Source organism: Pseudarthrobacter sp. 05T312, from assembly GCF_056396685.1.
This window is the reverse complement of the sequence record NZ_JBFTLY010000007.1, coordinates 142,713-157,390: the sequence shown is the minus strand read 5'-3', so window position 1 is coordinate 157,390 and position 14,678 is coordinate 142,713. Positions and strand designations below refer to the sequence as shown.

The 14,678-nt window shown below is 68.8% G+C and carries 11 protein-coding genes; 7 read left to right on the top strand and 4 right to left on the bottom strand.

Annotated elements, in window-relative coordinates:
• Window positions 1-50 precede the first annotated feature (50 nt).
• On the bottom strand, window positions 51-1,004 hold the full coding sequence (gene hutG, locus AC1DIP_RS11995) for a formimidoylglutamase (protein ID WP_477733855.1): 954 nt from the start codon (window positions 1,002-1,004) through the stop codon (window positions 51-53).
• A 202-nt stretch (window positions 1,005-1,206) separates the two neighbouring features.
• Here hutG and AC1DIP_RS11990 point away from each other — a divergent pair, with 202 nt between their 5' ends.
• Window positions 1,207-2,511: a cation:proton antiporter domain-containing protein gene (locus tag AC1DIP_RS11990; protein ID WP_476208941.1), complete on the top strand. Its 1,305-nt coding sequence runs from the start codon at window positions 1,207-1,209 to the stop codon at window positions 2,509-2,511.
• A gap of 81 nt (window positions 2,512-2,592) precedes the next feature.
• On the opposite strand, the gene AC1DIP_RS11985 is transcribed toward AC1DIP_RS11990, so the two are convergent.
• A complete protein-coding gene (locus AC1DIP_RS11985) occupies window positions 2,593-4,035 on the bottom strand; it encodes a solute carrier family 23 protein (protein WP_476208942.1) in 1,443 nt (480 codons plus the stop codon).
• 110 nt (window positions 4,036-4,145) lie between these two features.
• On the opposite strand from AC1DIP_RS11985, the gene AC1DIP_RS11980 reads away from it, so the two are divergent.
• Window positions 4,146-4,769 carry a copper resistance protein CopC gene (locus AC1DIP_RS11980; RefSeq protein WP_476208944.1) on the top strand — a complete coding sequence of 208 codons (624 nt, stop codon included), beginning with the start codon at window positions 4,146-4,148 and terminating at the stop codon, window positions 4,767-4,769.
• Window positions 4,770-4,820: 51 nt separating this feature from the next.
• On the opposite strand, the gene AC1DIP_RS11975 is transcribed toward AC1DIP_RS11980, so the two are convergent.
• On the bottom strand, window positions 4,821-5,480 hold the full coding sequence (locus AC1DIP_RS11975) for an NAD(P)-binding protein (RefSeq protein WP_476208946.1): 660 nt from the start codon (window positions 5,478-5,480) through the stop codon (window positions 4,821-4,823).
• Between the two features lie 417 nt (window positions 5,481-5,897).
• Here AC1DIP_RS11975 and AC1DIP_RS11970 point away from each other — a divergent pair, with 417 nt between their 5' ends.
• The 5 genes from AC1DIP_RS11970 to AC1DIP_RS11950 are packed head-to-tail and all read left to right on the top strand — an operon-like array spanning window position 5,898 to window position 13,020.
• Window positions 5,898-6,938, top strand: coding sequence for a universal stress protein (locus tag AC1DIP_RS11970; protein ID WP_476208948.1), 1,041 nt, complete (start codon window positions 5,898-5,900; stop codon window positions 6,936-6,938).
• A gap of 39 nt (window positions 6,939-6,977) precedes the next feature.
• Window positions 6,978-9,839 (top strand): PEP/pyruvate-binding domain-containing protein, encoded by a 2,862-nt coding sequence (locus AC1DIP_RS11965; protein WP_476208950.1) that lies wholly within the window; start codon window positions 6,978-6,980, stop codon window positions 9,837-9,839.
• A gap of 9 nt (window positions 9,840-9,848) precedes the next feature.
• The gene (locus AC1DIP_RS11960; protein WP_476208952.1) at window positions 9,849-11,075 is read left to right on the top strand and encodes a LolA-like protein; all 1,227 of its coding nucleotides are present in this window, start codon (window positions 9,849-9,851) and stop codon (window positions 11,073-11,075) included.
• 45 nt (window positions 11,076-11,120) lie between these two features.
• Window positions 11,121-12,146: an ABC transporter ATP-binding protein gene (locus AC1DIP_RS11955; protein WP_477733854.1), complete on the top strand. Its 1,026-nt coding sequence runs from the start codon at window positions 11,121-11,123 to the stop codon at window positions 12,144-12,146.
• Window positions 12,136-13,020 (top strand): ABC transporter permease, encoded by an 885-nt coding sequence (locus AC1DIP_RS11950; protein WP_477733853.1) that lies wholly within the window; start codon window positions 12,136-12,138, stop codon window positions 13,018-13,020. Before AC1DIP_RS11955 ends, AC1DIP_RS11950 begins: the two co-directional genes overlap by 11 nt.
• A gap of 60 nt (window positions 13,021-13,080) precedes the next feature.
• On the opposite strand, the gene AC1DIP_RS11945 is transcribed toward AC1DIP_RS11950, so the two are convergent.
• A complete protein-coding gene (locus tag AC1DIP_RS11945; RefSeq protein WP_476208956.1) occupies window positions 13,081-14,574 on the bottom strand; it encodes an NlpC/P60 family protein in 1,494 nt (497 codons plus the stop codon).
• Window positions 14,575-14,678 lie beyond the last annotated feature (104 nt).

Below are 14,678 nucleotides of genomic sequence, written 5' to 3'. Positions count from 1 at the left end.
GACCATCGCCGTGGGCGCGTTGCGCGGGCCCCGCCGCCTGGGACCAGCTCTTAGCGCAGCAGCGTGTCAATCAGCCGGGCGGCAGTCCTGGCGGTCCGGCCGTCAATGTCGAACACCGGATTCAGCTCTGCCACGTCCAGGTGCAGCAGCTTCCCGCTCCGGGCCACCTGCCGGCAGACGGCCGAAATGACGGGCAGCGGGACACCGTAGGCTGCGGGCGCACTGACGCCGGGGGCCACCGCGGCGGGCAGGACGTCAAGGTCGATGGTCAGGTACAGGACGTCGATGTCCGCCAGGAACTCCGCCACGAAGTCCCGGGTCCGGTCCGCGTCGCAGTCTTCGTCCAGCAGGTAGCGGACCCCCAGTTTGTCCGCGGTGTCGAACAGGACCCGCGTGTTGTTCGGCTCCGAGATGCCGGCGACGGCGTACCGGAATTCGCGTCCGGCGTCCGCCTCCGCGCGGGCCATCTGCAGGAATGGCGTGCCGGAACTGGGCACCGCCTCGTCCCGGAGGTCGAAGTGCGCATCAAGGTTTAGGACTCCGAGGCACTGCCCGCTTTGGACAGCCGACGATGCGCTGACACCGAGGTAGCTGGCATAGGCGGTTTCGTGGCCGCCGCCCAGCACCACGGTTTGGTGGCCGGCATCCAGCAGTTCCACCAGAACCTGGCCAAGCCGTTCCTGGCCGGACTCGAGGTCTTTCCCGGACACCACCACATCGCCTGCGTCGGCCACGGTACGGTCCAGGTGGAAAGCCAGCGGACCCAAGGCTTTCCGGAGCGCCGCGGGCGCGGCCGCCGCGCCTGTCCTGCCCTTGTTGCGGCGAACCCCCTCATCGCTGGAAAAGCCCAGCAGGGCGGCGGGCCTGCGTCCGGGCGCGGCGGCCTGCAATTCATCGGAGGCATTGACCGCCTGCCACCAGCGGCGGTGGCCGGGCCCATCGCCGTCGAACCTGCCTGTCCAGGGCTGGGGCGGGACGTCGACGGCGGGAAGCTGGAGGGACATGCTCCAAGCTCACCGCATGACGGGGGCGAAAACCAGCGCGGCCGCCGTCGTCCTGTCCGGAATCCAAGAATCCGCAGGCGCCGGGCATTCGCGGGGGAACGGCCCGCCGGTGGTTGCGGGGGATAGGGTGGGACCGGGCCGCTCCGCAGGCGCAGGCAATGGCTGCGGGCCGGCAACGAAACAATTCCAGGCTGGAGAGCCCATGTTTGAAGCCCCCGACATCCTTTTTGCCGCAGCCGGCCTGGCCGTCTTCATCGCGGCGGTCCTGCCCAAGCTGCTGCGCGACATTCCGCTGTCCATGCCCATGGTCTTCCTGGGCGCCGGGATGGCAGCCTTCGCGCTGATCCCCTCGCTGCCAAGTCCCAACCCGGTGGAGCACAGCGACTTTGTCATGCATCTTGCCGAGGTGTGCGTGATCATCTCCCTGATGGGCGCCGGGCTTGCCCTGGACCGCCCCGTTGGACTCCGGCGGTGGTCCACAACGTGGCGCCTCCTGGGTATTGCCATGCCGCTGTGCATCGTGGGGCTGACGTTGCTGGGGATGTGGCTCCTGGGCCTGGGGCTCGGTGCGGCACTGCTGGTGGCCGCAAGCCTGGCCCCCACGGACCCCGTCCTGGCGTCGGAAGTGCAGGTGGGTGAGCCAGCCGACCAGGACGACCACACCGACAAGGAAGACGAGGTCCGGTTCGGCCTGACGTCGGAGGCCGGGCTCAATGACGGGCTGGCGTTTCCGTTCGTCTACCTTGCCATTGCCATCAGCGTTGCCGGAGCGGACCCCGCAGCCTGGTTCGGTGAGTGGTTCGGACTGGACGTGGTGTGGCGGCTGGCCGTCGGGCTCGTCGTGGGGTTCCTCACCGGAAAGCTGCTGGCCAGGCTGTTCTTCTCGGCCCGTGCCGACAGCCTTCGGCTCTCCAACCACTCGGAGGGCTTTGTGGCCCTGGCGGCGACATTCCTGGCCTACGGACTGACCCAGATGGTGGAGGGCTACGGGTTCATTGCGGTGTTTGTCTGTGCCGTGACCATCCGCGCCGCAGAACGCACCCATGGTTACCACCGGGTGCTGCACTCCTATGTGGAGCAGCTGGAGCGGCTCCTGACCGTGGTGATCCTGGTCCTGCTCGGCGGGGCCATCGCCCGCGGGCTGCTGGCAGGGATCGGGCTGCCGGAACTGCTGGTGGCTCTTGCCTTCCTCCTGGTGGTCAGGCCGCTGGCCGGCTGGCTGGGCCTGCTGGGAGGCAAGACCGGTCCACGGGAACGCGTGGCACTGTCCTTCTTCGGCATCCGCGGAATCGGGTCCCTGTACTACCTGGCCTTTGCGTTGGGGGAAGGCCACTTCACCGACCAGGCACGCTGGCTCTGGTCCTTTGTCGGGCTGGTGGTGGCCCTGTCCATCGTGATCCACGGAGCCACCACCTCGCCCCTGATGAACCGGCTGGACCGTTTGCGGCAGCGGAAGGCGCTGGCCGTCTCCGGTGACGAGGGGCTCGCCCCCAACACCCCGGTGTAGGCGCCCGGCCGGCAAAGCCCCGGGCAAAGCGAAAGGGCTGGTACGGCGGACGCCGCACCAGCCCTCTTCCTTGGACGGGGGTTACTTCATACCCAGGGCCGCCTCGATGGGGCCGATGGCGAAGAACAGCGCGAACGCTGCGGCCACGGCCCACATCAGCGGGTGGATGTCCTTGATCCTGCCCTGGACGGTGCGGATCAAAACGTAGGCAATGAAGCCTGCGCCCAGGCCGTTGGCGATGGAGTAGGTGAAGGGCATCAGGGTGAAGGTGAGGAACGCGGGGATGGCGATGCCCCAGTCCTGCCAGTCGATCTTGCCCACCTGGGAGACCATCATGAAGCCCACCACCACCAGCGCGGGGGCCACGGCCTCAAACGGGACCAGGTTGATCAGCGGAGTGAAGAACATGGCCACTAGGAACAGCAGGCCGGTGACGATGGACGCCACGCCCGTGCGGGCGCCCTCGCCGATGCCGGCGCCGGCTTCAACGTAGATCTGGTTGGAGGAGACGGAGGCGCCGCCGCCGATGATGGCGCCGAGGGCGTCCACCTGGAGTACGCGGTCGACGTCGGGAATGTTGCCGTTCTCGTCCACCGTGCCGGCTTCGTTGGCCAGGCCCACCATGGTGCCCATGGCGTCGAAGAAGATGCTGAGCAGGATGACGAAGGCCAGCAGGGTGGCGGCCACGAAGCCCAGGTGCTCGAAGGCACCGAACGGGTTGGCCTTGCCGATCAGGGAGAGGTCCGGGGCAGCCCAGCCGGAGAACGCCGGGGCCACCAGGGACCAGCCCTGCGGGTTGAAGTTCTTGCCGTCGAAGCTGGGGCCGATGTGCAGGGTCGTCTCGAGGATGACGGACAGCACGGTGGAGGTGATGATGCCGATCAGGATGGCGCCTTTGACCTTGCGCACCACCAGGGCGATGGTCAGGATCAGGCCGAACACGAACACCGCGGTGGGCCAGCCCAGGAGCTTGCCTTCGAAGCCCAGGCCAACCGGCACGGTGGTTCCCGCGACGTCCGGGATGCGCCGCACGAACCCGGCGTTGACCAGGCCGATCAGGGCGATGAACAGGCCGATGCCCACCACGATGGCCGTCTTGAGCCCGTCCGGAACGGCTTTGAAAACGGCGGTGCGGAAGCCGGTCAGGACCAAGATCAGCATGGTGACACCGGACAGGACCACCAGGCCCATCATGTCCGGCCACGTCAGTCCGGGGTTGGTGGCGACGGTGACGGCCACGAAGGCGTTGACGCCAAGGCCGGTGGCCAGGGCGAAGGGATGCCGTCCCCAGGCCCCCATGAGGATGGTGAGGACGCCGGCCACCAGCGCGGTCACGGCGGCGACGGCGGTGAAGCCCAGCGTGGTGCCGTTGGAGTCCGCGCCGGACAGGATGAGGGGGTTCAGCACCACGATGTAGCTCATGGCGAAGAACGTGGCGAACCCGCCGCGGATCTCGCGGGAAAGGTTGGAGCCGCGCTCCGTGACCCTGAAATACCGGTCCAGGGCAGAGCCTTGCTTAAGCATTAGTCCTCCGGGGAAGTGTGTGGGGATACCTGCATCCTAAGGGAGCAGCGGGGAGTGGGCAGGCAATTTCGCCTAGTCTGTAAGGAAGCCAACACGAGGAGCAGCCCGCAATGCGCCAAGTCCCCCGCCAGTTGCTGAGCCTGGTGCTCGGTATGTTTGTCCTTGCAGGCGCTGCACTGGGCCTGGCCGCCCCGGCCTCCGCCCATGATGCCGCTGAATCAACCAGCCCGGCGCAGGGGGCTGCACTGGCTGCTCCGCCCGCCGAGGTTTCGGTGACGTTCAGCAACAAGCCGCTGGGCATCGGGTCGTCCTTCTCCGTCAAGGACGCCGGTGGAACCGAATGGGCTGACGGCTCCGTGCAGATCGTGGACAATGTGGCCATCCAAAAGCTGCGGCCGGGCGGCCCGGCGGGAACGTACACGGTGGCGTGGCGCGTGGTCAGCTCGGACTCACACCCCATCGAGGGAACCTTCACCTTTTCGGCGGCGTCCGGCGCCGCAGCGTCAGGGACGCCCTCCGGGGGAAGTTCGACGGCGGCCGGGGCGGTCCCGGGCATGGGCACCGCACAGCCGGGAACCACGGAAGAGCCGTCGGAGCCCGCGGGCGCCGGCGAGCCGTTCCAGTGGAGCATTGTGATTTTTGCGGTGGTCGCCGTCGGACTGCTGGTAGCGCTCGGCGTCATTGCCAGGCGCAGGCTCACCGGTGATGGCGACGCCGGGGAGGACGGGGAGTAGTCCCGCCCGCCGGGGCGGTTAGGTCCTGCCGGGCGCCTAGCCGGCGGACGCTCAGCAGGTGAGTACCGCAAAGCCGCCCGCGGCCGGGAAAGCGCCGCCGGAGAGCTGGCCGTTGGACGCCTGTCCGCTGGCCGGGTTGACCTTGGCGGAGATGGCCTGGCCCACGGTCTTGGCCTGGCGCAGAACTTCCTTGGGTGATGGCGTGATGAGTTCGCCCACGCCTACCAGGTAGATCCCGATGGCCCGCATGGCGGCTGCCACGTTCCGGCCCACGGCAATGCCGAAATCATTGAGCATGCGCCGCAACTGGCTGTGGGCGCAGCGGGTGAGCACAATGTGGTCTGCCACCAGGATGCCGGTGGGAGTGTGTACCTGCCACTGCGGTGCCGCCTGGTCCGGCGTTTCAAGCATGGTCAGCTGGACGGCCCGGGTGGTATTCCGGACATCCACGCTGTGGCTGGCGGCGTAGTTGCGCAGGTGGCGCAGGATCTCGTTGCGCTCCCGGAGGGTATCGCTGTCCGCCGCGTCGCAGCGCTGCAGTGAAGTAGTGTTCGCCGGCTGCGCCTGGCCGAGGATATCGAGGCCGTCCACCACGATGGAGTCCACCCCATGGCGGCGCAGTTCAGCGGCCACGGCCAGCCCGGACAGGCCAGTGCCAATGACCACAGTGGTGGTCTGTTCGGTCCCGGCATTCCCAGGCGTGCTTGACACTACAGTTTCCCTCCTTTGGAGCTTCGGCAGGTGCCGGCGTCATCGCCGGCTCGCGTTCCGTTACCCCCAAGTACGGCCGCAGCGCATGGCTCGGGACCGTCCTGGCAGGAAGATGCGGTTGGCGTCCCGGACCAACAATGTCCTGAAGACTACAGAACAAACGCGGCCGTGGATAGCCCAATGGAGAAAACAATTCCGTCCCGTGAAGGCGCTTTCCGGAAACGGTCCGAAAGCCTGTGGATAACTTCGCCCACCTGCCCCTGAACAGGCTTGCTAAGCATCAGGGGACGGAGAATAGTGGGGAGCAGGAGCGGTCCTGTTCCTGCCGGCGCCGGTGGTGTGCCGGGTGCGTAGGAAGCGGCCCGTTTTCTGGCAGAATAGCCGCAACATCAGGCGTATCGCGAGGAGGCGGCCCCCATGGGCTCACGAGAGTTGCATCCGGACCCGGCCCAGGACGGTGGCGGCAGACGTTCCGCTCCGCAGGGCATCGTGGTCGGCGTGGATGGTTCGGACCATGGCCAGTGCGCGCTGGTGTGGGCCGCGCGCGAAGCCCAGCGCCGCGGGCGTCCCCTCCATATCGTCACCGCCTACTCCGTACCGATCTTCGCCGCGTCCGGCCTGGACGGGGGTTACGCCACCGTGGACGACTCCGTGATCCGCGAAGGTGCCGAGGCCATTCTCCGGCAGGCACTGGAAAAGGTCGCAGCGTACGACGTCGACGTCACTTCCGCGGTGGAGAACGGCGACGCCGCAGGAGTCCTGCTGGAGATCTCCGAAACCGCTGAACTCCTGGTGGTGGGAACCCGCGGCCGCGGCGGCTTCGTGGGACGGCTCCTTGGTTCCGTCAGCAGCGCCCTGCCCGCCCACGCCAAGTGCCCTACCGTGACGGTCCCCTTGTTCTGCTCGGACCGGCTGGGCGAGGCCACGGAGGACCGCCGCGTCAAGGCTGAACAGGCCAAGTCCGGCCACCGGCCGGTGGAGAACGTGGTGGTGGTCGGTGTGGACGGCTCCGAGCAGGCCCGCGTCGCCGTCCTTGAAGCAGCCGACCAGGCCGAGCGGCTCGGTGCCTCCCTCCGCGTGGTCTGCGCCGTTCCCCAGTACAGCGGCTCCCTGGCCTGGGTTCCCGCACCCATGGACCGCAAAGCCCTGTTCGACGATATCCGCGTCACCCTGGAAGCCGGCATGGCATGGCTCCGCAGCCATTACCCCAGGCTGCAGGCAGAGTACGAATTGAAGGACGGCTCGCCGGTGGACGTGCTCGTCGAGGAAAGCCGGCACGTTGAGCTGGTGGTGGTGGGTACCCGCGGCCACGGAGGCTTCACCGGAATGCTGCTCGGATCGACGTCCGACGGCGTTCTCCACCACGCAAAGGGCCCTGTCATGGCTGTCCCGGACCGGGAGGACCCCCGCCTGGTGGACCGTGGACGGTTCGGTCCCATCCTGGGCGACGCCGCGTAGACCGCGCATTTCCCGGGCAGCCGGCGGAAGACCGCGGACATGATGCAGCGCACCCCAACCGATGACGGATCCGGCGGGTTGGTGCTGGACCTCACCCAGCTCAACGCCGGAATGCTCGCGCTGGTGGGCGGCAAGGCTGCCAACCTTGGAGAGCTGTTGTCGGCCGGGCTGCCGGTTCCGGAGGGGTTTTGCCTCACCACCGCCGCGTACCGGCAGGCTACCGGTGCCCCGGATGAACTTCTCCCCGCACTGGCCGGTGTATACGCGGCCCTGGGGGATGAACCGGGGCTCGGCGGGGCGTCACCCAACGTGGCAGGACTCGCCGGCACCGCCCGCGCCGCCATCCTTGCCGCTCCCATTCCCGCGGAAGTTGCCCAGGCGGTGGAGCACGCTTACAAGGCCATGGGGTCCGACGTCCCGGTGGCAGTAAGGTCTTCGGCCACCGCGGAAGACCTGCCTTTCGCCAGCTTTGCCGGCCAGCAGGACACCTACCTGAACGTGGTGGGCACCGCCGCGGTGCTGGATGCCGTCCGGCGGTGTTGGGCATCGCTGTGGACCGACCGCGCAACCGCGTACCGGGCAACCCTCGGAATCGACCCGGCCGCCGTGGCGCTCGCGGTGGTGGTCCAGCGGATGGTGGCCGCGGAGACTGCGGGCGTGATGTTCACCGCGAATCCCGTCACCGGCAGCCGCCGGCAGGTGGTGATCGACGCCAGCCCGGGCCTGGGCGAGGCCGTAGTCTCCGGCGCGGTCAACCCGGACCACTTCGTGGTGGATGCACTGACCGGAAGGGTGCTGGAAAGCACGCCTGGCGACAAAACCGTGGAGATACGGCCGGCCGCCGGAGGCGGGACTGAGCTTCGGGAGATGCCGGGCCGCCAGGGTGCCGCCTGCCTCACGGACCGGCAAGTGGCCGGCCTGGTGCGGCTGGGGTTGCGGGCCGGGGAACATTTTGGTGCCGCGCAGGACACCGAATGGGCGGTGGACGGCGATGGCGCCTTGTGGCTGACTCAATCGAGGCCCATCACCACGCTCTATCCGGTCCCCAGGAGCAACGGTGCCGCCGGCCGGATTCGCCCAGGTTCCACCGCCGGCGGGACCCGGGCTTACCTCTGTTTCAGCCTCGCACAGGGCCTCACCCGGCCGCTTACACCGATGGGCCTCGCGGCTGTCCGGCTTATCGCCTCATCGGTGGCCACCGCTGCCGGTTTTCCCGTTCCCGCCCCCCGGGGAGGACCGTCCCCGTACGCCGAGGCGGGGCAGCGGATCTACATCGACTTCACCACGCCCATCCGCAGCAGCGTGGGCCGCCGCCTCGTTCCGCGCGTCTTTGACATCATGGAAGCCCGGACGGCAACGGTCATGCGGCAACTGTTCTCGGACCCCGCCTTCTCGGTGACCACCAGGACGCCTTTCGGGCTGCTGCGGCACGTTGTGCCCGCGGCGGTCCGTGCAGAGGTGCCCGCCAACTTCCTCCGTGCGTTGTTCCGGCCCGGGGCGGCCTTCCGCAGGCTGGACCGTTTCATCGGGGAGTTCGACGCGTCCCTGGCTCCCGGTGACGGTGCCACCGCACTGGCACGCCTGGACCATGCCGAGGCGCTGGTGGGCTCGCGCCTGTTCCCGATCGTTCCGGCGATCCTTCCGCTTCCCGCCCTTGGGTTCGTCATGCTGGGTGTTGCCGGAAAGCTGCTGGGCGGGGATGCCTGGGATGAGCTGCAGCCCGTGATCCGGGGCCTGCCCAACAACGTCACCACGGAAATGGACCTTGAACTGTGGCACTTGGCGCAGGCAATCCAGGAGGACGCCGAATCACGCACCGCCCTGATGGAGGGCGACCCGGCCGCCCTGGCTGCCGCCTTCCAGGCGGGCCGGCTGCCGGCGCGCCTGGACACGGGCGTGGCAAGGTTCCTGGATAGGTACGGCCACCGGGCAGTGGGCGAAATCGACGTCGGACTCCCGCGGTGGTCGGAGGAGCCGGCCCACATCCTGGGGATCCTTGCCAACTACCTGCGGCTGGACAATCCAGCACTGGCACCGGACGCCCAATTCGGCAAGGCTGCCGAGGACGCGGAGGCGCAGGTGGGCCGGCTTGTGGCCAGGGCATCCGCCCGCGGCAAGATCCGGGGCTGGCTGGTGCGTGCCGCGCTCCGCAGGGCACGGCTGTTCGCCGGACTGCGCGAGCTGCCGAAGTACCAGCTGGTGGTGGCCCTCGGGGAAGTCCGGCGCCAACTGCTCCTGGTGGGCAACGAACTGGCGCAGGCGGGAACGGTGGAACGGCCCGACGACGTATTTTTCCTGGACTTCGCCGAGGCCCGGCAGGCCCTGGCCGGAACAGACGGGAACAGCGGGGCTGCCGTCCGGGACCTGCGGACCCTCGTGGCGGCGCGGCGCCAAGACTATGCCGTGGAGCTCAGGCGCCGGCACATCCCCAGGGTATTGCTCTCGGACGGCACGGAACCCGAAGCGGTGCGTACCGCCGTCGGAATCGCAGGGAACGGAAACCTGCCCAGTGGAACCCTGGCCAACGGAACCCTGGCCGGCAGCCCGGCCTCGGCCGGGAGGGTGACCGCTGCGGCACGGGTCATCCTGGACCCGGTTGGAGCGCGCCTGGAACCCGGCGAGATCCTGGTTGCCCCGTCCACGGACCCGGGCTGGACGCCGCTGTTCCTGACGGCAGGAGGACTGGTGATGGAGATGGGCGGGGCCAACTCCCATGGCGCCGTCGTGGCCAGGGAATACGGTATTCCCGCGGTGGTCGGGGTACCGGATGCCACCGGCCTGATCAGCACCGGCCAAACAATAACGGTCGACGGCGGTGCGGGAACCGTCGTGCCGGAACGCCCCGGTAACCCCCGGAATGGACCCGTTCCCAAGGGCACGGACCCCCCTGAGCGGGCGTAGTCTTGGACTATGGGCTCCAACAGGCTGGATTCCGGCGGACAGTCTCAAAACATCCACGTGCAGCGAAGCAGCACCAAAAGCCGCAAGGCGTGGCTGCGATGGCTTCCGGCCGTCGTGGCTCCGGCGGTCATCGCCTCAGCAGCCCTGGTCGGGTCCCTCCCGGCCGGCGCCAGCAACCCGCTCCCAGCCAAGACGCCGGCCCAGGTCCTGGAGTTGGCCGCCAGCCACCAGGTGCGCACATTCTCGGGCACGGTGGAACAGTCAGCTGACCTGGGCTTGCCGGAACTTCCGGCCGCCGGGAAACCATCCGGGTCCGCGTCCGGTCCTGCGTCCGCCGGCAGCGTGGCTTCGGTAATTGAGCTCCTGACGGGCAAGCACACCGCGCGCATCTACGTGGACGGCAAGGACAACGCCCGCGTACAGGTGATGGACCAACTGGCCGAACGGGACGTGGTACGCCACGGAAACGACGTCTGGTTCTACTCCTCAAAGGACAACTCCGCAGCCCACCTGGCCGTGCCCCAACGCACCGGGGACCCTGCCCACACAGCGGATCCCGCGCTTCCGAACGACCCGCACGGCACACCCGGGATGCACACTCCCGCTGAACTGGCCCAACAGTTCCTGTCAAAGGTGGACCCGGGTACCGCCGTTTCCGTGGGCCCGGATGTATCCGTTGCGGGGCGTGCCGCCTACAACCTGCTGCTTGAGCCCCGCACGGACGGGACGTTGGTGGGCAAGGTGGCCATCGCCGTCGACGGTGAGAGCGGGATGCCATTGTCCGTCACGGTGACGGCACGCGGCGCGGATAAGCCTGCCCTCGCCTCCGGGTTCACCAGCTTCTCGCTGGACGCGCCGGACCCGTCAGTCTTCGGCTTCAGCCCGCCCCCGGGCAGCACGGTGAAGGAGCTCCCGGTCCCGGACAAATCCCACGATCCCGCCAACTCCCATGATCCCGCCGATGCCCATGGCCCGGGCGCCATGCACGGTGATGCCAAGGGGAATGTGGCCGTCACCGGCACCGGCTGGGAGACGGTGGTGGGCACGGCGGCTGGATCCGCTGCGGCGGCCGAACCACTGCTCCAGGACCCGCTGCTGTCCCAGGCCGCCATCGCCGTACCCGGCGGCCGGCTGCTTTCCACGGCCCTGCTGAATATCCTGGTGACCGACGACGGCCGGATCTTCGCTGGAATGGTGCCGCCTGAGGGGCTGCAGGCCGCAGCAGCAGCGCGGTAGGCATTGGACGGACGGGGGAGTGGCGGCCGGGCCGGAGCACGCCAGGTGACCGCGGAGCTGGCGATTGAGACCCGGGGCCTCAGCAAGCACTTTGGCCAGCAGGCCGCCGTCGACCAGGTGGACCTGGCCGTCCCGCACGGGACGGTCTTCGGATTCCTGGGGCCCAACGGGTCCGGGAAGACCACCACCATCCGCATGCTGCTGGGACTGGCTGCCGCGTCCGCCGGTACCGTGACGCTGCTGGGCCAGGAGATGCCGGACAAACTCCACGAGGTGTTGCCGCGCGTCGGCGCCCTGGTGGAGGGCCCCGCGTTCTATCCGTTCCTGTCCGGCGCCGCCAACCTCCACCGGCTCGATTCCGCCAGCCCGCACACTGTGCCTGCCACGCGCAAGGCCCGCGTGCAGCAGGCCCTGGAGCGTGTAGGCCTGGAACACGCGGCGGGGAAGCGCGTGCACGCGTACTCCCTGGGAATGAAGCAGCGGCTGGGCATCGCCAACGCACTGCTTTCGCCCCGGGACCTCCTGGTCCTGGACGAGCCCACCAACGGCCTGGATCCGCAGGGCACCCGCGAAGTCCGCAACCTGGTGCGCTCGCTGGCGCACCAGGGCACCACCGTTTTTGTTTCCAGCCACCTGCTGGCCGAGGTGGACCAGATGTGCACCCACGCCGCGGTCATGAGTGCCGGCAAGCTCGTGGCACAGGGCCCGCTGGCCGAGCTGCGCCAGGCTGGAACTACGCGCCTGCGGCTGGTAACACCCAACGGCGGTGCGGCGCGGCAGGTCCTGGCGGGGCTGGGGCTGGTACCCGGGCAGGGGGAGGCCGAAGCGCAGGCTGAACGTCCGGGCCGCCCAGGCCAGCAGGGGCTGCCGGAACCACGGCGGCCCCAGCCGGACGGGGAGACCATCGTGGCCGCGCTGGATGCAACCGGGCAGCCCGCGGTGCTGCCGGAGGACGTCGTGGCGCGCCTGGTCCAGGCGGGGGTCCGCGTCCGGGGCTTCGCCGTCGAACGTGAAAGCCTCGAGGACCGCTTTGTTGCCCTGACCGGGGAAGGATTCGACGTTGCCCAGTAGCGTTCCCGCCGACATTCCGGAAACCGCCAAGACTGCCCCGGCCGCCTCAACGCCGCGCAGCTCAGGTCTGTCCCTCCTGGGGTCGGAACTCAAAGTGCTGTTCGGGCGGCGGCGGACCTGGGCGCTGCTGCTGGCGCTCGCCGCCATCCCCATACTCATCGCAGTGGCCGTAAAGGTTTCCTCCGCGGTCCCGCCGGGGCGGGGCCCTGCATTCCTCGACCGAATCACCCAGAATGGCCTGTTTGTGGCTTTCACCGCCATGCTGGTGTCCGTCCCGTTGTTCATGCCGCTCGCGGTCGGGGTGGTGGCTGGCGATACGATCGCCGGAGAGGCCAGCCTGGGTACCCTCCGGTACCTGCTGGTGGCGCCGGCCGGGCGGGTGCGGCTTCTCCTGGTGAAGTACGCGGGGGCACTGGCCTTCTGCATCGTCGCTCCGTTGACCGTGGGCCTGGCAGGTGCGGCCATTGGGGCTGCACTGTTCCCCGTGGGCCCGGTGACCCTGCTCTCCGGAGGTGTGGTCCAGCCCGGCGAAGCCTTCCTGCGCATAGTGCTGATCGCCGCCTACCTGGCCCTGTCCCTCGCCGGACTCTCGGCCATCGGGCTGTTCCTGTCCACGCTGACCGTCGTTCCGGTTGGGGCGATGGCCGCCACGGTGGTGGTGTCTGTGCTTTCCGAGGTCCTGGACCAGCTTCCGCAGCTGGAGTGGCTGCACCCGTGGCTCTTCAGCCATTACTGGCTTGGTTTCGCCGACATGCTGCGCCAGCCACTGGTGTGGGACTCGTTCGGCAGCAACGCCCTGCTCCAGGCCGGCTACGTGGCGGTGTTCGGGGCGCTCGCGTATGGCCGGTTCGTCACCAAGGACATTTTGAGCTGACGACGGCGGCGGGAGCCTTCATAACCTGCAGCCCCAAGGCCGCAGCCCCAAGGTCGCAGCTCAGTAGCGGGCTGCGTACGGGTACAGGTCCATGCCCACCATTGAACTGATGGTGGAAACGGTGATGCCCTCCTGCGGGTTCAGCGCCTGGACCACCTGGCCGTTCCCCAGGTAGATGGCCACGTGGTAGAAGTTCGGGGCGGAACCCCAGACCAGCAGGTCGCCTCGCCGGGCCTGCGAAATCGGAACGTGGACCGGGGCTGCCGCGTACTGCTGGGATGCGGTGCGCGGAAGGTACGTACCGGCCGCGGCGAAGGCATTCTGCACCAGGCCCGAGCAGTCGAAACCATACGGCCCTGTGCCACCCCATTGGTAGAAGTACGGTGCGCCCACCTTGCCCAAGGCGACGGAGATGGCTGCCTCATACGTGCCTGAGCTTGCAGGAGGTGCAGGTGAAGGTGCAGGTGCAGGCGCAGGGGCGGGTGCAGGTGCCGGGGCAACCAGAGCAGGAGCGGGTGCCGGTGCGGCGGGGGCAGGTGCCGCGGCAACGGGTGCCGGCGCGGGTGCAGCGGGCGGCGCGGCAGCCACCGGTGCGGCAGGGGCGGGGGCTGCCGGGGCCGGCGCGGCGGGAGCGGGAGCCGCGGGGGCAGCCACCTGGCCGCCGCCGTTCTGTCCCGCACTGTTCTGGCTCGCGGCCTGGTCCTTGGCTGCCTTGTCCTGCGCTGCTTTATCGGCAGCTGCTTTGTCGGCGGCCGCGGACAAAGCAGCAAGGCGTGCCTCTTCGCGTTGCCGGTCAAGGGCATCCACCCGGGCGGATTCGAGCGCCACGGTGGTGTTGCGGAGCTGCGCCAGTTGATCCACCAGGACGGTCCGCTGCGCCTTTGCATCGGCGACCGCCTTGGCCTGCGCGGCGTTGGCCTCCTCCGCCTGGGATTTCCGTTGCTCGGCGGTCTTCGCTGCGTCATCGGCAGCCTTGGTGGCGTCCTCCGCCGCTGCGGTCAGGGAGCGGTAGGCGGTGGCCGCGGCGTCCGCAGCTTCGAACGCGCGGCTGCGGCTGGCGGAAAGGGCCTCAAGGGTGGCGGCCTGCTGGAGGCTGTCGGTGCCGCTGGCCAGGGTTCCGAGGGTGGGGTTCAAGCCGCCGTTGCGGTACAGATCACCGGCGAGCTGCCCTACCTGCTTCCGGGTCCTGTCCTGCTGGTCGCGGGCCGACGCTGCTTTGGCGGCGGCAACGGAAGCCGCTTCAGTCCGCTGCTGCAGTTCCACGAGTGCTTCACTGTAGGAATTGTTAGCCTGCATGGCCACCGCGAACGCCGCCTGCTGGGCAGTGGACGCATCCGCCAGAATCCGCTCGATCGCGGTGACCTGATCCGCCGTGGCGGACTCACTTGCCTTTGCGGCGGCGATGTCGTCCGGGGACGGGATCTCGGGTGATGCGGGAAGGGCCACGGGTGCGGATGGTGCCGGCACCGCCAGTGCGGGCGGGGCCACAGAGGCAAAGAGTACGACGGCGGCGCACAGCGCAGCAGTCCTGCGGCCGGATCCGGGTAAAGCCATCTGCAGAGACCTCGCAACGGTAGGGCTGGGAGTGAGGTTCTGGATGCGGCACGACGGTGCCCCTCAGCTGCTCGCCAGCAGTCCGAGGTTACGTGACGATATGC